Origin of the sequence: Streptomyces sp. NPDC007157 (assembly GCF_040634235.1) — a bacterium.
Taxonomy (GTDB): domain Bacteria; phylum Actinomycetota; class Actinomycetes; order Streptomycetales; family Streptomycetaceae; genus Streptomyces.
Genome location: NZ_JBEYFE010000024.1, coordinates 31,190 through 49,278, shown reverse-complemented (window position 1 = coordinate 49,278; position 18,089 = coordinate 31,190). Strand labels below are relative to the sequence as shown.

Here is an 18,089-nt window from a genome sequence, read left to right as displayed (position 1 = left end):
ACCACGAGGCCCCCGTGACCGGTGTCGGTCACGGGGGCCTCGGACAGCCTGGCGGTGATCAGCCCTTGCGGGTGTTGATCTCCTCGGTCAGCTGCGGGACGACGTCGAAGAGGTCGCCGACCACGCCGAAGTCGACCAGTTCGAAGATCGGGGCCTCGGCGTCCTTGTTGACCGCCACGATCGTCTTGGAGGTCTGCATGCCGGCGCGGTGCTGGATGGCGCCGGAGATGCCGTTGGCGATGTACAGCTGCGGGGACACGGACTTGCCGGTCTGGCCGACCTGGTTGGTGTGCGGGTACCAGCCGGCGTCGACGGCGGCACGCGAGGCGCCCACGGCCGCGCCGAGGGAGTCGGCGAGGGCCTCGATGACCGCGAAGTTCTCGGCGCCGTTGACGCCACGGCCGCCGGAGACCACGATCGCGGCCTCGGTCAGCTCCGGACGCCCGGTCGACTCACGCGGGGTCCGGCCGGTCACCTTGGTGCCGGTGGCCTTGTCGGAGAAGGTCACCGCGAGGGCCTCGACGCTTCCGGCGGCCGGGGCGGCCTCCACGGCGGCGCTGTTGGGCTTGACCGTGATGACCGGAGCGCCCTTGGTGATACGGGACTTGGTGGTGAACGAGGCGGCGAACACCGACTGGGTGGCCACCGGGCCCTCGTCGCCGGCTTCCAGGTCGACGGCGTCGGTGATGATGCCCGAGCCGATCCGCAGCGCCAGACGCGCCGCGATCTCCTTGCCCTCCGCGGAGGACGGCACCAGCACGGCGGCCGGCGAAACCTGCTCCACAGCGGCCTGCAGCGCGTCCACCTTCGGCACGACCAGGTAGTCGGCGTACTCGGCGGCGTCGTGGGTCAGGACACGGGTCGCGCCGTGCTCGGCCAGCACCGCGGCGGTCTCGGCGGCACCGTTGCCCAGCGCGACGGCGACGGGCTCGCCGATCCGGCGGGCCAGGGTCAGAAGCTCCAGGGTGGGCTTGCGGACTGCACCGTCCACGTGGTCGACGTAGACGAGGACTTCAGCCATGGGAATGCTCTCCTGCTTGCGAAAGTTGAGGGGCGGCGGTCAGCGACAGCGGAACTCAGATGAACTTCTGGCCCGCGAGGAACTCGGCGAGCTGCTTGCCGCCCTCGCCCTCGTCCTTGACGATCGTGCCGGCCGTGCGGGCCGGACGCGCGGTCGCGGTCTCCACCGCGCTCCAGGCACCCTCCAGACCGACCTCCTCGGCCTCGATGTCCAGGTCGGACAGATCCCAGGACTGAACCGGCTTCTTCTTCGCGGCCATGATGCCCTTGAAGGACGGGTAACGCGCCTCACCCGACTGGTCGGTCACCGACACGACCGCCGGCAGCGAAGCCTCCAGCTGCTCGGAAGCCGCGTCCCCGTCACGGCGGCCCTTCACAGTGCCGTCCTCGACCGTGACCTCGGAGAGCAGGGTGACCTGCGGGACACCCAGCCGCTCGGCCAGCAGGGCCGGGACCACACCGGCGGTACCGTCCGTGGACGCCATACCGGAGACCACCAGGTCGAAGCCGGCCTTCTCGATCGCCTTGGCCAGCACCAGCGAGGTACCGATCACGTCGCTGCCGTGCAGGTCGTCGTCCTCGACGTGGATCGCCTTGTCCGCACCCATCGACAACGCCTTGCGCAGCGCGTCCTTCGCGTCCTCCGGGCCCACCGTCAGGACCGTGACCTCGACGTCGTCGTCGGAGTTCTCGGCGATCTGCAGCGCCTGCTCCACCGCGTACTCGTCCAGCTCGGAGAGCAGACCATCCACGTCGTCACGGTCGACGGTCAGGTCATCGGCGAAGTGCCGGTCGCCAGTGGCGTCGGGCACGTACTTCACAGTGACAACGATCCTCAGGCTCACGCCGGCTCTCCTACTGCATCGTCTTTTCTGGCCTGCCTCTTGAAGGCAGCATAGGCGCCTCAAGCGGCTCATCCCGGTCGGGGCGGCCGCGCGCTCCGAACGAAATATTACTCGTCAGTACACCCAGTTCGTGCCCGCTAAGCAAGCGCTTTGAACTGTGACGTTCGCAACGCAGCGTAACCGGGATTCGACGCCTTCGCAGAACGAGGGGCGCGTGATCAATCACGCAATCCGTTGAAACCGCCCTGGTGATACAGGAGCGGTCGGCCGGCGCGGGAGGGATCTCCGACGACCACCTCGGCCAGCACGATGCGATGGTCGCCGGCCGGTACCCGCGCGACGACCCGGCACACCAGCCAGACCAGCACGTCGTCGAGGACCGGAACCCCCGCATGGCCCTCGCGCCAACTGGTGGGCGCCCCGAACCGGTCGGCGCCGCTGCGCGCGAAGGTGGCCGCGAGCTCGGCCTGGTGCTCGCCGAGGATATGGACGCCGATGTGCTCGGCGGTGGATATCGCGGGCCAGCTGGAGGCGCCCGTGCCGACGCCGAAGGAGAGCATCGGCGGTTCGGCGGAGACGGAGGTGAGGGAGGTGGCGGTGAAGCCGACCGGGCCGCCGGCGCCGCGCGCGGTGATCACCGCGACTCCGGCGGCGTGCCGCCGGAAGGCGGAGCGGAGCAGGTCGGGAGAGGCGAGCCGGGAGGTGCCGAGGTCGGGCGTGGCCGTCATGGAGTCTTCCTTCTGAGGGAGGCGGCGTTCGGGTCCGGGGTCGTTCAGCGACCCGGACAGCGCGCGCTCGCGGTGCGGGCCAGGTCGACGTGGACCCGCCCGAAAAGAAGGAGTTCATGGGACATGCGGTCAGGCTGACGATAGGTGGTACGCCCAGTCAAGTACGTTCCGCGATATGGGAGCTGCCTCTCCGTCATCGGCACGACCGTCAGACCGCCTCTCCCAGCGCGGCGATGACGTCCGCCTTCCGGGGCTGTCCGGTGGCCCGGCGCACCACCCGGCCGTCCGCGTCGAGCACCAGCACGGTGGGCGTCTTGAGGATCTCCAGTTCGCGCACCAGGTCCAGGCGGGCCTCGGCGTCGATCTCCACGTGGGTGACCCCGGGGACCATCTCGGCGACCTCGCCGAGCACCCGCCGGGTGGCCCGGCAGGGGGCGCAGAAGGCGCTGGAGAACTGCACCAGTGTTGCCCGTCCGCCCAGTTCGCCGCCGAGTTCGGCCGCTCCGAGCCGCTTGCCGTCGTCCCGCCCGCGCACTCTCACCCTCCCGCTCCGCCGCCTGTGCAGCACTCCGTAGACGCTCGCCGCCGCGAGCACCGCCACGCACACCATCAGTCCGGTCGTCACGCGCACCAGCTTTCACGACGCCGCCCGCCCTTTCGACCAGCGTTCACGAGACTGCAAAGATTCCCGGCTCCCCTGACGGGCTTCGGGGCGGAATCCTTGGTTCATGGACATCGACGCTCGTGGACCGCGTTTCGCGGCCGCCGTGACGACGGTCGTACTGGCCGCCGCACTGATCACCCGGAACCCCTGGATCCTCGCCTGGCAGACGCTGGTGTTCGCGCTCGGCGCGGCCGCGGGCGTGAGCCGTTCGCCGTACGGCTGGGCGTTCCGGACGGCCGTACGCCCCCGGCTCGCTCCCCCTACGGAGTTCGAACCACCCGAACCCCCGCGTTTCGCACAGGCGGTGGGACTGGTGTTCGCGGGACTCGGCCTGGTCGGCTTCGCGCTGGGCCCCGGCTGGCTGGGTCTCGCGGCGACCGGGATGGCGCTCGCCGCGGCCTTCCTGAACGCGGCGTTCGGGTACTGCCTGGGGTGCGAGATGTTCCTGCTCATCCGCCGAGTAGGGGTACGCGCGGAGTAAAGGCGGGTTAAAAATACGAGGTGGATCATAGGCCGACGTGACGAGGATCTCGCCACTCCGGGGCACCAGGGCTGGCTCCCCGTCCGTTCTTCGGGCACGATCTGCGATACGCCGTAAACCTACGGCTCCGTAACTTTCCCGCCGGGATCCCCTTTCCCAGGCAGAGCAGAAAGGGTCCGCCCCGCCCATGGCCGAGCTGGTCTACCGTCCCGTCATCGGTTTCGCCAAGACGCTGTTCAAGGTCTGGGACCTCAAGATCGACTGCCAGGGTTCCGAGAACATCCCGCGCTCGGGCGGCGCCGTGCTGGTGAGCAATCACATCAGCTATCTGGACTTCGTCTTCGACGGTCTGGCCGCTCTCCCGCAGAAGCGCCTGGTGCGTTTCATGGCGAAGGAGTCGGTCTTCCGGCACCGGATCTCCGGTCCGCTGATGCGCGGGATGAAGCACATCCCGGTGGACCGCAAGCAGGGCGAGACGGCGTACCAGCACGCGCTGGACTCGCTCAAGTCCGGTGAGATCGTGGGGGTCTTCCCGGAGGCCACGATCTCCCAGTCATTCACGCTGAAGAGCTTCAAGTCGGGTGCGGCGCGCCTCGCCCAGGAGGCCGGCGTCCCGCTGATCCCGATGGCACTGTGGGGCACGCAGCGGCTGTGGACCAAGGGCCAGCCGCGCAACTTCAAGCGCGACCACCTCCCCGTCACCATCCGGGTGGGCGAGCCGGTCGAGGCCCCGCGCGACCAGTACGCGGGCGCCATCACCCGCCGCCTGCGCGGCCACGTCCAGGACCTGCTGGACGCGGCCCAGCGCGCCTACCCGGCCCGCCCGAAGGACACGTCCGACACCTGGTGGCTCCCGACCCACCTGGGGGGTACGGCGCCCACGCAGGAGCAGTTGAAGGCGGCCGAGGCGGTCTGAGTCTCAGCCCGCCGACTCGGGCGCCCGCACCTCGACACGCGCACCCGGGCTGAACTTCTCCAGCAGCTCGGTGAGTTCCGCCCCCGCCGACTCGACGTCGGCGACCGGCATCGGGGCGAGACTCTCCAGGAGGAAGAGGGCCGAGGTGGTCTGCTCGGTCAGGCGGGTGCGGGGGCCCTGGCGCCAGTTCCAGCGGCGGCAGGTGACGCCCGCTTCGTCACACCACACGACCTCGCCGGCGTCCGGGTGCTCGACGGCCTCCTCACCGCCCGCGACCGTCACGAAGTCCTCCCCGCCCGTGGCGCGCACGAGGCGCATACCGCCCTGGATGAGGTCGACGTCCTCGCCGCCGACGGGGATCAGGTGGGCGACGCTGATGGCGTTGTAGAGGTCCACGAGCAGGTTGATGCGGGGCAGACCGCCGTCCGCGAGGGCCCGCTTGGCCAGCGCCTCGGCGGAGTTCCGGGTCCGGGACGGCTTGGAGCCGAACGCCGTGTAGGCCGCGCGCCAGGCCACCATGTGCGGATCCTCGTGCGGGGCGCGTCCGTCCAGGCGTGTCGCGAGCCGCCGGGCCGCGTCGTCGAGGAGAGCCGAACTCGCCTCGGTGCTGGGCCCGTTGACCAGGCCGTGGGCCTCGATCGCGAGATGCGTGAAACCGGGCGCGATCGCGCGCACCTCGTCGGACACGGTGAGCGTGAGAGTCATCTGCCTTGCCTCAGAGTGCGGTGGGGAGCGTCTTCCACAGGTACGGACGGTCGGGCGCCGCTTTCAACGCGCCGAGGACGGCCGGGTGGGGTTCAGCGTACAGGACCGGATAGTCCATCTCACTGGACTCCGGATCAGGGATCCAGGCCAGCCGCTCGCCGTCCAGGGAGAACCGCGCGTCGACGCCGGGCTTGTTGCCCCGCGGGTCCTGCCGGTGCCAGCCACCGTTGAAGCGGACGGCGACCAGTCCGTGCACGACGTGGCCGGCACCGTCGTCCGCCAGCCGCTGGTAGCACAGGGCCGTGGGGATGTCCTCGGCGCGCAGCAGGGCGGCGAGGGCGTGGGCCTTGGCGTAGCAGATGCCGGTGCGCCGCTCCAGCACGTCCGACGCACGCCAGGTGACACGAAGATCACCGGAGTCGACGGAGTGCGGGATGGCGTCCCGTACGAACTCGTACGCGGCCTGTGCATAGGCATACGAGTCCCCGACATCCGACGCCAGCCGGGCCACCGTCTCCCGGACCAGCGGATGGTGATGGTCGATGACCTCGTCGGCGGCCAAGTATGCGGACAGGTCGGCGGTGTTCTGGATCAGCTCCATGGTCGCAGAGCATAGAAATGCGGCCACCCGAGCGTCAATTACTTTTCAGGTGACCGCATATCTATGCATTACCTCCCGGTCAGCGCGCCATCTCCTCCTTGAGCGCCGCCACGAACGCGTCCACGTCCTCCTCGGTCGTGTCGAAGGCGCACATCCAGCGCACGTCTCCGGCGGCCTCGTCCCAGAAGTAGAACCGGAAGCGCTTCTGGAGGCGCAGGCTGACGTCGTGCGGGAGCCGGGCGAAGACCCCGTTGGCCTGCACCGGGTGGAGGATCTCCACACCGTGCACGGCGCGGACGCCCTCGGCGAGCCGCTGGGCCATCTCGTTGGCGTGCCGGGCGTTGCGCAGCCACAGGTCCTTGGCGAGCAGCGCCTCCAACTGCACCGACACGAAGCGCATCTTCGAGGCGAGCTGCATGGACAGCTTGCGCAGGTGCTTCATGTGGCTGACGGCGTCCTGATTGATCACCACGACCGCCTCGCCGAACACGGCGCCGTTCTTGGTGCCGCCCAGGGAGAGGATGTCGACGCCGACGGCATTGGTGAACGTGCGCATCGGGACGTCCAGGGAGGCCGCCGCGTTGGCTATCCGGGAGCCGTCCAGGTGCACCTTCATCCCGTGCGCGTGGGCGTGCTCGCAGATCGCGCGGATCTCGTCCGGCGTGTAGAGGGTGCCCAGCTCGGTGCTCTGGGTGATCGAGACGACCTGCGGCATCGCGCGGTGCTCGTCCTCCCAGCCGTACGCCTGCCGGTCGATGAGCTCCGGCGTGAGCTTGCCGTCGGGCGTGGGCACGGTGAGCAGCTTGAGGCCGCCCATGCGCTCGGGGGCGCCGCCCTCGTCGACGTTGATGTGCGCGCTCTCGGCGCAGATCACCGCGCCCCAGCGGTCGGTGACCGCCTGGAGCGCGACGACGTTCGCACCGGTGCCGTTGAAGACCGGGAAGGCCTCCGCGGACGCGCCGAAGTGGCCGCGGACGATCCGCTGGAGGTTCTCGGTGTACTCGTCCTCGCCGTAGGCCACCTGGTGGCCGCCGTTGGCGAGAGCCAGGGCGGCGAGAACCTCGGGGTGGGCTCCGGCGTAGTTGTCACTGGCGAAACCGCGGACCTCCGGGTCGTGGTGGCGACGCGCGTCGGTCTTCGGAGGGTTCACGGCTGCTCGGTCAGCCACAGACGGTTTCCGTTCACTTCGGAGGCGGGCCTGCCCCAGACGCCCTCGACGGCCTCGGCGAGGTCCGTGACGTCCGTGAAGCCCGCGAACTTCGCGTTGGGCCGCTCGGCGCGCATCGCGTCGTGCACCAACGCCTTCACCACCAGGATGGCAGCAGCGGAGGCCGGGCCCGCCTCGCCCCCGGCCTTGCGGAAGCCGTCGGCCATGGCGAGCGTCCAGGCCTCGGCGGCGGCCTTGGCGGCGGAGTACGCGGCGTTCCCCGCGGTGGGCTTGGACGCACCGGCGGCACTGATCAGCACGTACCGCCCGCGGTCGCTGCGCTGCAGGCCGTCGTAGAAGGCCAGGGAGGTGTGCTGGACCGTGCGGATCAGCAGCTTCTCCAGCAGGTCCCAGTCGGCCAGGTCGGTCTCGGCGAAGTTCGCGCTGCCGCGCCAGCCGCCGACCAGGTGGACCAGGCCGTCGACACGGCCGTGGTCCTTCTCGATCCGGTCGGCCCACGCCCGGGTCGAGTCCAGGTTGAGCAGGTCGACCGTCTCACCGGTGACCACGGCACCGCCGCCCGCGTAGCGGGCCGCGTCCACGGCCTCGGCCAGGCGCTCGGGATTGTTGTCGGCGCCGACGACGGTCGCGCCCGCACCCGCCAGCCTGACCAGGGTCGCGTGCCCGGCGGGTCCGCCCGCACCGGCCACCGCGATCACCGCACCACTGAGAGACCCGTTGCCCACCATGTGCTTCCCCTCTTGAGCCGTGTTCCGGAGTCGGTCGCTCACGCGGCGACCGGCTCGGCGCTGTCCGCCGTGATGCCCTTGGTCTCGGCGATCACGTTCTTCAGTTTCTTGGACAGGGCCTCGTAGAACATGCTCAGCGGAAACTCGTCCGGAAGCACGTCGTCCACGAGCTTGCGCGGCGGCAGTGCCAGGTCGAGGGCGTCCGGGCCCTTGGCCCACTTGGAACCGGGGTGCGGGGCGAGGTAGGTGGCGACCAGTTCGTAGCCGGCGAACCAGTGGACGAGCTTCGGACGGTCGATGCCGTCCTTGTACAGCTTCTCGATCTCGCCGCACAGCTGGTTGGTGACCTGCGGGGCGCGCTCCCAGTCGATGGTGAGCTTGTTGTCGGTCCAGCGGACCACGTCGTGCTTGTGCAGGTACGCGAAGAGCAGCTGGCCGCCGAGCCCGTCGTAGTTGCGGACGCGGTCGCCGGTGACCGGGAAGCGGAACATCCGGTCGAAGAGCACCGCGTACTGCACGTCACGGGCCTGCGGGACGCCGTCGGCCGCCAGCTTCACGGCCTCCTTGAAGGCGGTGAGGTCGCAGCGCAGCTCCTCCAGGCCGTACATCCAGAACGGCTGGCGCTGCTTGATCATGAACGGGTCGAACGGCAGGTCGCCGTGGCTGTGGGTGCGGTCGTGGACCATGTCCCACAGCACGAAGGCCTCCTCGCAGCGCTTCTGGTCGTGGACCATGGCGGCGACGTCCTCGGGGAGTTCCAGGCCGAGGAGGTCGACGGCCGCGTCGGTGACCCGGCGGAAGCGGGCGGCCTCGCGGTCGCAGAAGATGCCGCCCCAGGAGAATCGTTCCGGCGCCTGGCGCACGGCGATGGTCTCGGGGAAGAGGACGGCCGAGTTGGTGTCGTAGCCGGCCGTGAAGTCCTCGAAGGTGATGCCGCAGAACAGCGGGTTGTCGTACCGGGTGCGCTCCAGCTCGGCCAGCCAGTCGGGCCAGACCATGCGCAGCACGACCGCCTCCAGGTTGCGGTCCGGGTTGCCGTTCTGGGTGTACATCGGGAAGACGACCAGGTGCTGCAGGCCGTGCGTGCGGCCCGCGGCCGGCTGGAAGGCCAGCAGCGAGTCGAGGAAGTCGGGCACCTGGAAGCCGCCGACGGCCCATCGCCGCAGGTCGGTCACCAGGGCGCGGTGGTACTCCGCGTCGTGCGGGAGCAGCGGGGACAGCTCCTCGACGGCGGCGATCACCGTGTCGACGGCACGCTCCGCGTCGGCGCGGCCGGGGGCGTCCTCGGCGTCGAAGTCGATGGACCCGTCCTTGGCCTGCCATGGCCGGATCCGCTCCACGCCATCCTTGAGCACGGGCCACGCCGGGTGCTCGACCACCCTGGTCACGGGAGGAACCCGCTCCTCCGAACCCACCTGCACAAGAATTTCCGTCATGACCCATCCTCCACGGGAGCACCTCGCGTTAGGACACCGTATGCATACGTGCTTTCTCCCAGCAAGGGGCACCTCGGGAAATTATCCTGCGCCACTCCATCCTCACCGCGCTTTTTCCTGTCCGAAACCGTGAAGGCGCTCACATTCACTGCGCCCGATGACGGGGTGTCAGCTCCCGGGCGCCGCATGGATCCGGCCGGTCAATACACGGCGGGACGCGCCCACCCCCGGGTGACCGCCGACAGGGGCACGAGCCAGGCACCACGCGCCCCGCGCACCAATCCCCCGTGTACGCACGGGTTCATCGCGACGGGCGGCCATTAGGCTGCGCCCAGCCGCGTGGACAGCGACGTCCCGTCGTACGGTCCGCGCGCGCATCCCCCGCCGCCGTCGACGGAAGCGAGTTGAATCTTGAACTTCCTTACCATCGGTCACCGCGGAGTCATGGGCGTCGAGCCCGAGAACACCCTCCGTTCCTTCGTCGCCGCCCAGCAGGCCGGCCTCGACCTGATCGAACTCGATCTGCACCTCAGCAAGGACGGCGCCCTGGTCGTCATGCACGACGCGGAGGTCGACCGCACGACCGACGGCACCGGCCCGATCGCCGAGAAGACCCTGGAGGAACTGCGCACCCTGGACGCGGGCCGCGGTGAGCGAGTGCCGGTGTTCGAGGAGGTCCTGGACGCGGTACGGACACCGTTGCAGGCCGAGATCAAGGACGTGGCGGCGGCCCGCGCGCTGGCCGAGCTGATGCAGCGGCGGGATCTGGTGTCCCGGGTGGAGGTGTCGTCTTTCCACGACGAGGCCGTCGCCGAGATCGGCCGGCTGGTGCCGGGCGTGCGCACCGCGCTGATCGCCAGCCGCTACGGCCCCGACGTGGTGGAGCGGGCCCGGGAGGCGGGGGCGGCGACCCTCTGCCTCAACATCCGGCGGCTCACCCTGGAAGTCGTCGAACACGCCCGCAAGGCGGACCTCAGGGTGATCGGCTGGGTGGTGAACACCCAGGACGACCTGCGGCTGGTGCGCGCCCTCCAGCTGGACGGCGCGACGACCGACTATCCGGAGATCAAACGCACCGCCCGCTTCACCGCGTGAACCGTCACACCAGGGGCTTGACCAGCAGCTCGAACTGCAGGTCGGTGCGCTGTGGGATACCGAAGCGCTCGTCGCCGTACGGGAACGGCGTCATCTCTCCCGTACGGCGGTAGCCGCGCCGCTCGTACCAGGCGATCAGGTCGTCGCGCACGGAGATCACGGTCATGTGCATCTCCGTGGCGCCCCAGTCCTGCCGGGCCCGGCGCTCCGCCTCGGCGATGACGACCTTGCCGAGGCCGGCACCCTGGAGGGCGGGGCTGACCGCGAACATGCCGAAGTAGGCGTGGGTGCCGCGGTGTTCCAGCTGGCAGCAGGCGACGACCCGGCCGTCCCGCTCGACCGTGAGCAGCTTGCCGTCCGACGCCTTGATGACCTCGAGGACACCCTCCGGGTCGGTCCGCTGTCCCTCCAGGATGTCCGCCTCGGTGGTCCAGCCGGCCCGGCTGGCGTCGCCCCGGTACGCCGACTCGATCAGCGCGACCAGCACGTCCACGTCGGTGTCGGTGGCGTCGCGGAAGGTCAGTCCGGCGGCGGCGTTCTCCATGGGCGGTCTCTCCGATCTCGGGCAGGCTGAGCCGGCCATGAGCCTAACGCCGCCGCTCGGCGGCCGGCGGTCCGGTCGTCCCGGAGGCGGCTCCCGGATGCGGGGTGCAGGCATCGGCCGGCATTACGCTCCGGTCGCATGGTGCATGTACTGAGCAGTCGGACCCTCGTCCACCCCACCGACCCGGAGCGCTCCCGGGCCTTCTACGGCGAGCAGCTCGGCCTTCCCGTCTACCGCGAGTTCGGCACGGGCCCCGAGCGGGGCACGGTGTACTTCCTGGGCGGCGGCTTCCTGGAGGTCTCCGGGCGCGCGGACGCCCCCGCCTCCCCCGCCGTGCAGCTGTGGCTGCAGGTCGCGGACGCCGCCGCGGCACACGAGGAACTGGTGGCCAAGGGCGTCGGGATCGTACGTCCGCCGGTGAAGGAGCCGTGGGGCCTGGTCGAGCTGTGGATCGCGGATCCGGACGGCATCAGGATCGTGCTGGTGGAGGTGCCGGCCGACCATCCGATGCGGTACCGCCCGGGGATCTGACGATGCGCTGGTGTCCGATGGCCGCTGTCAGTGGCGGGGTCTAGCGTTCGGAGAAGAGATCCCCCCTGGACGACCCCTGACCCCTGGAGGAGTGGCCATGGAGTTCGACAAGCCGGTGCCGGGCGGCCCCTGCTGGACGGAGCTGGGGACCGACGACCTGGAGGGCGCCAAGCGGTTCTACGCGGAGCTGTTCGGCTGGCGTCCGGAGACGGACCCCCGGCAGGAGGCCGGCGGCTACACCGTGGCGCATCTGGGGGACGCGGCGGTCGCGGCCATCAGCCCGCTGTACCAGGAGTCCCAACCGGTCGCGTGGAACGTGTCGTTCGCGGTGACCGAGGCGGACGCGACCGCGCGGCTGGTGGAGGAGGCCGGCGGCACGGTGGTGGTCGGACCGACGGACATCTTCGACGTGGGCCGCTTCGCGGTCGCCCTCGACCCCACCGGCGCGGCCTTCCAGTTGTGGGAGGCCCGGGCCTTCCCGGGTGCCGGGCTGCTCAACGCGCCCGGCGCGCTGGGCTGGGTGGAGCTGGCGACCCGGGACACCGTCCGGGCCGGCGGCTTCTACGGCACCGTCTTCGGCTGGAGCGCGGAGCCCTCCGAGTGGTACACGGAGTTCACCGTCGGCGGGCAGCGGTTCGGTGGGATGGCCGACATGGGCGACCGGTTCCCGCCCGAGGTGCCGCCGCACTGGCTGCCGTACTTCGCGGTCGAGGACGTGGACGCCACGGCCGAGGTGGCGGTGGCGGCGAACGGAACCGTGCGGGCGGCGCCGATGACGGTGCCGGACGGCCCGCGCATCGCCGTACTGGCCGATCCGCGGGGTGCGGCGTTCGGCGTCTTCCGGGCGGCGGAGGAGGGCTGAGCCGGGGATCACCCGTGCTGCGCACGGAGGCCGCCGGAAGCCGGCCGGCGCCCCAGCCGTCGCCGTGCCCCGAATCGCAGCTCGCGGTCAGGTCCGCAACGCGCCTGCCCGGCCCTCCAGTCGCCCCAGCAACTCGGCGAGCAGACCGGCCAGTTCGCCCTGTCCGTCGGGGGCGAGGACGGACAGCACGGCCGTCTCGTAGGCGAGTTGCTCGGGCAGGATGCCGTCGACCAGGTCGCGCCCCGCGTCGGTGAGGCGGAGGTGGGCCACCCGCCGGTCCCGGGCGTCGCCGCGCCGCTCGACCAGGCCCCGCTCGGTGAGCTGCTTGAGGCGTTTGGTGACGGCGGCGCCGGAGGAGAAGGTCTCCTTGGCCAGCTCGCTGGGGGTCAGTTCGTGGCCGGTGCGGCGCAATGCGCCGAGCAGGTCGAACTCGGGGCGGCTGAGGCCCGCCCGGCGCAGCGGGGCGTCCTCGGCCTGCTGGAGGAGGGCGGCACAGCGGTTGATCCGGCCGATGACCTCCATGGGTCCGGTGTCCAGCTGGGGATGGACGGCCTGCCACTGCCGGACGACGGCGGCGACCGTGTCGTCTCTGCCCGTACCCCCGTCCGCGTCGCCGCCGGCCGCCGGTCGTCCGTTGGTCGCCGTCATGGCCGTACGTCCTCCGTAGTCCTCGTGCCGTCCCAGGAGTGCGGCCCCTGGCGTCGTACCGTCGCGGCGAGCGTACGGTGTCCGGACTGCTCGGCGAGCACGACCCGCTCCTGGGGCAGTGCGCGCTGCCACCACTCGCCGGTCGCGGCGTCGGCCGTGGCCCGCAGCTCGGCCAGGGCGGCGGACAGGGTCCGGCGGGCGGTCCCGAGGGCGCGCGGGGCCGGGTGCGGCCCGGCCAGCAGCCGGGCGGCCTCCTCCCGGGCCCGCTCGACGGAGGTCAGGGCGTCTTCGATGCGGTCGCCGGCCCGCCGGTTGGTGACCACGACGGCGGCGACGAGGCCGACGAGCGCGCCGACCAGGGTGTCCAGGACCCGCTCGGTGATCAGCTGCCCGGAGTCCTGGGTGCGGGCGAACTCGGTGATGAGCAGCGCCATCGGGGTGACGCAGACGCTGCCGAGCCAGTAGTTGCGGCCGATCAGCGCCTCGGCACCGAAGTTGAAGGCGAGGCAGCTCAGCACCAGGACGGCCGGGTGCAGACGGGTCAGGGGCACGACGGCGGCGAAGACCAGGACGCCGAGCAGGTTGCCGACGACGCGCTGGACGCCACGGCTCCAGGTGAGGGTGATGTTGGCCTGGTACAGGGAGGCGGCGGTGACCAGCGCCCAGTAGGGGCGGCCGACGCCGAGGGCCAGGGAGGCGTATCCGGCGAGGGCGCAGCCGAGCGCGGTACGGGCGGCGAGCGGGGCGAGCGGGCCCAGCCGGCGCCACAGCGGGCGGTGCGGTACGGCGCGTGAGGCGTCGACACCGAGGAGTTCGTCGTCGGCGCCGGCCACCCGCGGGACACGTCCGGTGCCGCGCAGTTCGCGGGCCCAGCCGCGCAGCCGCTCGGGGTCGGCGTCGGCGGGCGCGGCGAGGGCGACCTCGGCACGGACGACGAGGTGTTCGAGGGCACGGCGGGTGCGGTCGGCACGGACGCCGGTGGCGAGCAGGGACTGCCAGGCGGCCTGCACGGCGGCGGCCGCGGCGACCCGGGCCCGGGCGTGGTCCGCCCCGGTACTGCGGGTGGCGGCACAGGCGGCGGTGGCGTTCAGGGCCTGGGCGGTGGCCCGGCGCTCGGGGCCGTGCGGGCGCAGCAGCCCGGGTGCCATGCCGACCAGCCAGGCCCAGGCGCCCGCGAGCAGGGCGAGCCCGGCATGGCCGGGCACCTGGCCGAGGGTCCCCGGGGCGAACAGGGAGGCGGAGCTGATGAAGGTGAGGACCACGTTCCCGGGCGGACCGACCCGGGTGGCGTCGCACAGCACCTTCTGCGCGGCCGCGAGCAGCGCGCCGACGGTGACCAGGGCGACCGCGTTCGTGGTGAGCGAGGCGGCGAGCAGGGCGACGGCCAGGCCGCCGGTCATGCCGAGGACGACCCGGGCCAGGGTGCGGGCGCGGGCGGGGTAGGGGCGGTTGTGGCCGTAGAGGGCGCACAGCGACCCGGCCATCGTGTACATCGCCAGGTCGAGACGGCCCAGGGCGAGCAGGGTCAGGTTGGGCGGGGCGACCGCGGCGACCACGCTGAGGGCGGGTTTGAACCAGATGTCGGAGGGCCGGCCGAGGCGCAGCGCACCGGCGAGGGGCAGACGGCGGGTGGTCGGGGTCGCGGTGCTCATACCCATCAATTTAGCATGTGTTTTACTCGTAAAACAATCTCGAACATGCCGCTCGCCCGACCGTCGGCTATGTTTCGAACAGGCCACCCTCACCTGCTGTGCTCCGCCGAGTGCTCCCCGTGTACATCCTTGCGCTCGCGTGCGCGCCGTGCGGGCGGGGCATCGCATTCCTCGAAGCGACGTCGAGCGGGGAGGTGCGCGTGCACGGACCGGCTTCGCCCGGCTGGCTGCTGGTCGCGCTGTGCGCGGCGACCGGGGCCTACTGCCTGCTGCGGATGCGCAGCACCGTCGAGGAACAGCGGCGCGCCGCGGGCGGCGAGGCGCTGATGGGGTTCGGCATGGCCGCGATGGCCGTGCCCGCGACCGTCTTCACCCCGCCGGTCTGGGCATGGCCGCTGTACGCGGCGGTGTTCGGCGCGGCCGCGCTGCGTGCCCTGTGGAGCGCCCGCGGCAGTACGCACCACCTGCACCACCTCGTGGGAACGGCCGCGATGGTCTACATGGCGGTGGTCATGGCGGCCTCCCCCAGCGCCCACCACCACGGCGGCGCCGGAGTGCCGGCGGTGACCGGGCTGCTGCTCCTCTACTTCACCGGCTACGTCCTGCTGTCCGGGGCACGTCTGGTTCCGGTCGCGGTGGCGGCGGCCGGGAGCGGGACGGCCGGATGGGGCGACCGGCCCGAGTTGGCGCGCGCGTGCCGGCTGTCGATGGGAATCGGGATGGTGGCGATGCTGCTGGGGCTGTGAGCCGGTGACGGCACTCGGGGCACACGCGTTGCTTGCGTCACTTTGGCGCGATGCGCTGTACCCCTGGGCGGTCCCCCGCTCATAGGGTGCTGGCCATGATGGTCCCCGTGGCACTGCTGCTGCTCGGCACCCTGACGGCCGTGGCCGGTCCCCGGCTGCTCGCCCGGGCCGACTGGACGGACCGGGAGCCGGTGGTCGCCCTGTGGGTCTGGCAGTGCGTGGTGGCGGCCGTACTGCTGTGCTGTGCGCTGTCGATGACACTGAGTGCGGCGGCGGCCTGGCAGGCGGCGCGGGGGCAGCTGTTCGCGACCGCTCCGAGCGGGGTGGCGGACGCCTATCCGCTCGCCGCGACCGGCCCCTGGGCGGCGACGACCGCGGTGACGCTGGCCTGCGCCGGGCTGTGGAGCGGGGCGATGCTGGTGCGCGAGATCGCGGGGGCCAGGGCCCGACGCCGGCAGCGACGGGCCGAACTCCTGCTCCGGGCACCACTGTTGCCAGGGGAGGAGAGGTCCGCCGACCGCCTCGTGGTTCTCGAGGGCGAGCGCTCGGACGCCTGGTGGCTGCCCGGCGCGCCGCCCCGACTCGTCGTGACCACGGCCGCGTTGCGCCGGCTGAAAGGGCGTCAGCTGGACGCGGTCCTCGCCCACGAGCAGGGGCACGCCCAGGCCCGGCACGACTGGCTGCTGCACTGCTCAGCCGCGCTGGCCGGCGGGTTCCCGCAGATACCGGTGTTCGCCGCGTTCCGCGACGAGATGCACCGGCTGGTCGAACTGGCCGCCGACGACATGGCGTCCCGGCGCCACGGCCGTCTCACCACCGCGCTCGCCCTGGTCGAACTCAACGAGGACCGCGGCGTGTTCGGCCCCGGTCCGGCGCCGCACGCCCATGTCCCGCAGCGCGTCCACCGGTTGCTCACCGCCCCGGACCGGCTCCCGGCCCGGCACCGGCTGCGGCTGACGGCGACCGCCGCCCTGGTCCCGGTGGTCCCGGTGCTGGTGGCGCTCGTCCCTGGACTGCGCGCGCTCGGGTAACGCCGTATCCAGCAGGGGAATTGCCCTTCGAGCAATGATTCGGCAAAGATCACGCCATGCGCCCCCCGCCCAGCGACCGTCCTGCCCCGCTTCTCGCGACCGCCGTCCTCGCCCTCTCCTCGGCGCTGCTGCTCGCCCTCGTCGCCGGTGAGTGGCCTCCGCTGGTCGCGCTGGACGAGGACATCGCCGACACCACCCATCGCTGGGCCCTCGCGGACCACGGCACCACCCATGCACTGCGCATCCTGACGGACTGGGTCTGGGACCCGCTGACCATGCGCCTGCTGTGCGCGGGGGTCGCGGTGTGGCTGGTGTGGCGGCACTCGGCGTGGTGGACCGCCCTGTGGCTGGGCGTGACCTGCGCGCTCGGCACGGTCGCCCAGCAGTCCCTCAAGATCGCCGTCGACCGTCCGCGCCCACAGTGGCCCGACCCGGTCGACTCTTCCCACTACGCGGCCTTCCCCTCCGGGCACACCATGACGGCCACCGTGGTCTGCGGCCTGCTGCTGTGGCTGCTGCACCGCTGCGGCACCGGCGGCGCGCTGTGGCGTACGGCCCTGGTCGCGGCCGGTGTCTCGGTCGTCGGCGTCGGCCTGACCCGGGTGTGGCTGGGCGTCCACTGGCCCTCGGACGTGCTGGGCGGCTGGCTGCTCGGGGCCCTGGTGGTGGCACTGGCGGTGGTCGCGTACGAGTGGGAGCGCGACGGCCGGGGCCGTTCTCACTAGAACCTGTCCGACCATTCCCGTCGGCCTCGCGAGACCATGCACGCACTCTCGCCGCACCGGGCGCGGACCCGGGTACGGAACCATGCTCCCCCGACGGCAGCCCGCCCCCGACAACGGCCCGGGTAAAGTCCGGCGCATGGCTGCCGTGCTCTTCGACTTCTCCGGGACTCTCTTCCGTATCGAGTCCACCGAATCCTGGCTGCGGGCAGTGCTCGACGAGTCCGAAGCGGAGTCCGGAGCGCGGCTCACCGACCCGGAGTTGGCCGCCGCCGCGCGGGCGCTGGAGGTGGCCGGGGCGCAGCCCGGCGGGGCGAACCCGGTGGAACTGCCCGCGGAACTGGCCGGGGTGTGGGCGGTGCGCGACGAGAGCGCGGAGCAGCACCGGGCCGCGTACACCGGGCTGTCCCGCCGGGTGCCGCTGCCGGACCCGGCCCTGCACGAGGCGCTGTACGAGCGGCACATGGCCCCGGACGCCTGGACGCCGTACCCGGACGCCGCCGAGGTGCTGCGGACGCTGCGCCGGCAGGGGATCGCGGTCGGTGTGGTCAGCAACATCGGCTGGGACCTGCGCCCGGTCTTCCGTGCCCACGGGCTCGACGCGTACGTGGACGCCTATGTCCTGTCGTACGAACACGGTGTGCAGAAGCCGGACCCGCGGCTCTTCACGGTGGCCCTGGAGGCGCTCGGAGCCGCGCCCGCCGAGACGCTGATGGTCGGGGACAGCAGGCCGGCCGACGGCGGGGCGGCGGCGCTGGGCTGCCAAGTGCACTTCGTGGACCATCTGCCGGCGGCCGAACGGCCGGACGCGCTGCTGCCGGTGCTCGGCCTGGTGGGCGTGGCCCGCCGACCGGCCACGCCCACGCAGGCCTGACCTGTCGGCGCCGGCCGCCCGAGACGCTCCCCCGTGTCGCCCCGGACGGACGGCAGCCCTGAACAGGCCCCGCACAGGGCGGTGCCCGCCGC

At 71.8% G+C, this 18,089-nt stretch carries 21 protein-coding genes; 9 read left to right on the top strand and 12 right to left on the bottom strand.

Features of this window, described 5'->3' with window-relative positions; genetic code table 11:
* Positions 1-58 precede the first annotated feature (58 nt).
* From ABZ642_RS34495 to ABZ642_RS34480, 4 genes are all read right to left on the bottom strand, one after another.
* A complete protein-coding gene (locus tag ABZ642_RS34495; protein ID WP_360491384.1) occupies positions 59-1,021 on the bottom strand; it encodes an electron transfer flavoprotein subunit alpha/FixB family protein in 963 nt (320 codons plus the stop codon).
* A gap of 55 nt (positions 1,022-1,076) precedes the next feature.
* Positions 1,077-1,865 (bottom strand): electron transfer flavoprotein subunit beta/FixA family protein, encoded by a 789-nt coding sequence (locus ABZ642_RS34490; protein ID WP_360491381.1) that lies wholly within the window; start codon positions 1,863-1,865, stop codon positions 1,077-1,079.
* A 218-nt stretch (positions 1,866-2,083) separates the two neighbouring features.
* Entirely contained in the window at positions 2,084-2,593 is a 510-nt protein-coding gene (locus ABZ642_RS34485) for a flavin reductase family protein (RefSeq protein WP_360491378.1), read from the bottom strand.
* A gap of 208 nt (positions 2,594-2,801) precedes the next feature.
* The gene (locus ABZ642_RS34480) at positions 2,802-3,203 is read right to left on the bottom strand and encodes a thioredoxin family protein (RefSeq protein ID WP_360491664.1); all 402 of its coding nucleotides are present in this window, start codon (positions 3,201-3,203) and stop codon (positions 2,802-2,804) included.
* Between the two features lie 118 nt (positions 3,204-3,321).
* On the opposite strand from ABZ642_RS34480, the gene ABZ642_RS34475 reads away from it, so the two are divergent.
* Positions 3,322-3,738 (top strand): DUF4395 domain-containing protein, encoded by a 417-nt coding sequence (locus ABZ642_RS34475; protein ID WP_360491375.1) that lies wholly within the window; start codon positions 3,322-3,324, stop codon positions 3,736-3,738.
* A 187-nt stretch (positions 3,739-3,925) separates the two neighbouring features.
* Complete coding sequence (locus ABZ642_RS34470) at positions 3,926-4,654, top strand: lysophospholipid acyltransferase family protein (RefSeq protein WP_360491372.1); 729 nt, start codon at positions 3,926-3,928, stop codon at positions 4,652-4,654.
* Positions 4,655-4,657: 3 nt separating this feature from the next.
* Here the strand turns inward: ABZ642_RS34470 and ABZ642_RS34465 are convergent, their stop codons facing one another.
* The 5 genes from ABZ642_RS34465 to ABZ642_RS34445 all read right to left on the bottom strand — a co-directional run bounded on the left by ABZ642_RS34465 (position 4,658) and on the right by ABZ642_RS34445 (position 9,292).
* The gene (locus ABZ642_RS34465) at positions 4,658-5,359 is read right to left on the bottom strand and encodes a phenylalanine--tRNA ligase beta subunit-related protein (RefSeq protein ID WP_360491369.1); all 702 of its coding nucleotides are present in this window, start codon (positions 5,357-5,359) and stop codon (positions 4,658-4,660) included.
* 10 nt (positions 5,360-5,369) lie between these two features.
* Positions 5,370-5,960 carry a transglutaminase family protein gene (locus ABZ642_RS34460; RefSeq protein WP_360491366.1) on the bottom strand — a complete coding sequence of 197 codons (591 nt, stop codon included), beginning with the start codon at positions 5,958-5,960 and terminating at the stop codon, positions 5,370-5,372.
* A 79-nt stretch (positions 5,961-6,039) separates the two neighbouring features.
* Positions 6,040-7,110 (bottom strand): low specificity L-threonine aldolase, encoded by a 1,071-nt coding sequence (locus tag ABZ642_RS34455; RefSeq protein WP_360491363.1) that lies wholly within the window; start codon positions 7,108-7,110, stop codon positions 6,040-6,042.
* Complete coding sequence (locus tag ABZ642_RS34450; RefSeq protein WP_360491360.1) at positions 7,107-7,856, bottom strand: SDR family oxidoreductase; 750 nt, start codon at positions 7,854-7,856, stop codon at positions 7,107-7,109. Before ABZ642_RS34450 ends, ABZ642_RS34455 begins: the two co-directional genes overlap by 4 nt.
* A 38-nt stretch (positions 7,857-7,894) precedes the next feature.
* Complete coding sequence (locus ABZ642_RS34445; RefSeq protein WP_360491357.1) at positions 7,895-9,292, bottom strand: DUF6421 family protein; 1,398 nt, start codon at positions 9,290-9,292, stop codon at positions 7,895-7,897.
* Between the two features lie 411 nt (positions 9,293-9,703).
* On the opposite strand from ABZ642_RS34445, the gene ABZ642_RS34440 reads away from it, so the two are divergent.
* The gene (locus ABZ642_RS34440) at positions 9,704-10,387 is read left to right on the top strand and encodes a glycerophosphodiester phosphodiesterase family protein (protein WP_360491354.1); all 684 of its coding nucleotides are present in this window, start codon (positions 9,704-9,706) and stop codon (positions 10,385-10,387) included.
* Positions 10,388-10,391: 4 nt separating this feature from the next.
* Here the strand turns inward: ABZ642_RS34440 and ABZ642_RS34435 are convergent, their stop codons facing one another.
* Complete coding sequence (locus ABZ642_RS34435) at positions 10,392-10,931, bottom strand: N-acetyltransferase (protein ID WP_360491351.1); 540 nt, start codon at positions 10,929-10,931, stop codon at positions 10,392-10,394.
* Between the two features lie 138 nt (positions 10,932-11,069).
* On the opposite strand from ABZ642_RS34435, the gene ABZ642_RS34430 reads away from it, so the two are divergent.
* Together ABZ642_RS34430 and ABZ642_RS34425 are read left to right on the top strand one after the other, a co-directional pair.
* Positions 11,070-11,462, top strand: coding sequence for a VOC family protein (locus ABZ642_RS34430; RefSeq protein ID WP_360491348.1), 393 nt, complete (start codon positions 11,070-11,072; stop codon positions 11,460-11,462).
* Between the two features lie 97 nt (positions 11,463-11,559).
* A complete protein-coding gene (locus ABZ642_RS34425; RefSeq protein WP_360491345.1) occupies positions 11,560-12,324 on the top strand; it encodes a VOC family protein in 765 nt (254 codons plus the stop codon).
* A gap of 87 nt (positions 12,325-12,411) precedes the next feature.
* On the opposite strand, the gene ABZ642_RS34420 is transcribed toward ABZ642_RS34425, so the two are convergent.
* Positions 12,412-12,972 (bottom strand): MarR family transcriptional regulator, encoded by a 561-nt coding sequence (locus tag ABZ642_RS34420; RefSeq protein WP_360491342.1) that lies wholly within the window; start codon positions 12,970-12,972, stop codon positions 12,412-12,414.
* Complete coding sequence (locus ABZ642_RS34415; RefSeq protein ID WP_360491339.1) at positions 12,969-14,624, bottom strand: FUSC family protein; 1,656 nt, start codon at positions 14,622-14,624, stop codon at positions 12,969-12,971. The genes ABZ642_RS34420 and ABZ642_RS34415 overlap by 4 nt, the downstream gene beginning before the upstream one ends.
* A gap of 200 nt (positions 14,625-14,824) precedes the next feature.
* Between ABZ642_RS34415 and ABZ642_RS34410 the strand changes: the two genes are divergently transcribed.
* The 4 genes from ABZ642_RS34410 to ABZ642_RS34395 all read left to right on the top strand — a co-directional run bounded on the left by ABZ642_RS34410 (position 14,825) and on the right by ABZ642_RS34395 (position 17,997).
* Positions 14,825-15,370, top strand: a complete 546-nt coding sequence (locus tag ABZ642_RS34410) for a DUF5134 domain-containing protein (protein WP_360491336.1) — start codon at positions 14,825-14,827, stop codon at positions 15,368-15,370.
* 95 nt (positions 15,371-15,465) lie between these two features.
* Positions 15,466-16,401 carry a M56 family metallopeptidase gene (locus ABZ642_RS34405; protein ID WP_360491333.1) on the top strand — a complete coding sequence of 312 codons (936 nt, stop codon included), beginning with the start codon at positions 15,466-15,468 and terminating at the stop codon, positions 16,399-16,401.
* Positions 16,402-16,457: 56 nt separating this feature from the next.
* Complete coding sequence (locus ABZ642_RS34400; RefSeq protein WP_360491330.1) at positions 16,458-17,126, top strand: phosphatase PAP2 family protein; 669 nt, start codon at positions 16,458-16,460, stop codon at positions 17,124-17,126.
* A gap of 136 nt (positions 17,127-17,262) precedes the next feature.
* On the top strand, positions 17,263-17,997 hold the full coding sequence (locus tag ABZ642_RS34395; RefSeq protein ID WP_360491327.1) for an HAD-IA family hydrolase: 735 nt from the start codon (positions 17,263-17,265) through the stop codon (positions 17,995-17,997).
* Positions 17,998-18,089: the final 92 nt, after the last annotated feature.

Bases quoted from the DNA above. Each gene is read 5' to 3' on its own strand.
- ABZ642_RS34495 (WP_360491384.1), bottom strand. From the start codon at position 1,021: ATGGCTGAAGTCCTCGTCTACGTCGACCACGTGGACGGTGCAGTCCGC.
- ABZ642_RS34485 (WP_360491378.1), bottom strand. From the start codon at position 2,593: ATGACGGCCACGCCCGACCTCGGCACCTCCCGGCTCGCCTCTCCCGAC.
- ABZ642_RS34480 (WP_360491664.1), bottom strand. From the start codon at position 3,203: ATGGTGTGCGTGGCGGTGCTCGCGGCGGCGAGCGTCTACGGAGTGCTG.
- ABZ642_RS34475 (WP_360491375.1), top strand. From the start codon at position 3,322: ATGGACATCGACGCTCGTGGACCGCGTTTCGCGGCCGCCGTGACGACG.
- ABZ642_RS34470 (WP_360491372.1), top strand. From the start codon at position 3,926: ATGGCCGAGCTGGTCTACCGTCCCGTCATCGGTTTCGCCAAGACGCTG.
- ABZ642_RS34465 (WP_360491369.1), bottom strand. From the start codon at position 5,359: ATGACTCTCACGCTCACCGTGTCCGACGAGGTGCGCGCGATCGCGCCC.
- ABZ642_RS34460 (WP_360491366.1), bottom strand. From the start codon at position 5,960: ATGGAGCTGATCCAGAACACCGCCGACCTGTCCGCATACTTGGCCGCC.
- ABZ642_RS34450 (WP_360491360.1), bottom strand. From the start codon at position 7,856: ATGGTGGGCAACGGGTCTCTCAGTGGTGCGGTGATCGCGGTGGCCGGT.
- ABZ642_RS34445 (WP_360491357.1), bottom strand. From the start codon at position 9,292: ATGACGGAAATTCTTGTGCAGGTGGGTTCGGAGGAGCGGGTTCCTCCC.
- ABZ642_RS34435 (WP_360491351.1), bottom strand. From the start codon at position 10,931: ATGGAGAACGCCGCCGCCGGACTGACCTTCCGCGACGCCACCGACACC.
- ABZ642_RS34430 (WP_360491348.1), top strand. From the start codon at position 11,070: ATGGTGCATGTACTGAGCAGTCGGACCCTCGTCCACCCCACCGACCCG.
- ABZ642_RS34425 (WP_360491345.1), top strand. From the start codon at position 11,560: ATGGAGTTCGACAAGCCGGTGCCGGGCGGCCCCTGCTGGACGGAGCTG.
- ABZ642_RS34420 (WP_360491342.1), bottom strand. From the start codon at position 12,972: ATGACGGCGACCAACGGACGACCGGCGGCCGGCGGCGACGCGGACGGG.
- ABZ642_RS34415 (WP_360491339.1), bottom strand. From the start codon at position 14,624: ATGAGCACCGCGACCCCGACCACCCGCCGTCTGCCCCTCGCCGGTGCG.
- ABZ642_RS34405 (WP_360491333.1), top strand. From the start codon at position 15,466: ATGATGGTCCCCGTGGCACTGCTGCTGCTCGGCACCCTGACGGCCGTG.
- ABZ642_RS34400 (WP_360491330.1), top strand. From the start codon at position 16,458: ATGCGCCCCCCGCCCAGCGACCGTCCTGCCCCGCTTCTCGCGACCGCC.
- ABZ642_RS34395 (WP_360491327.1), top strand. From the start codon at position 17,263: ATGGCTGCCGTGCTCTTCGACTTCTCCGGGACTCTCTTCCGTATCGAG.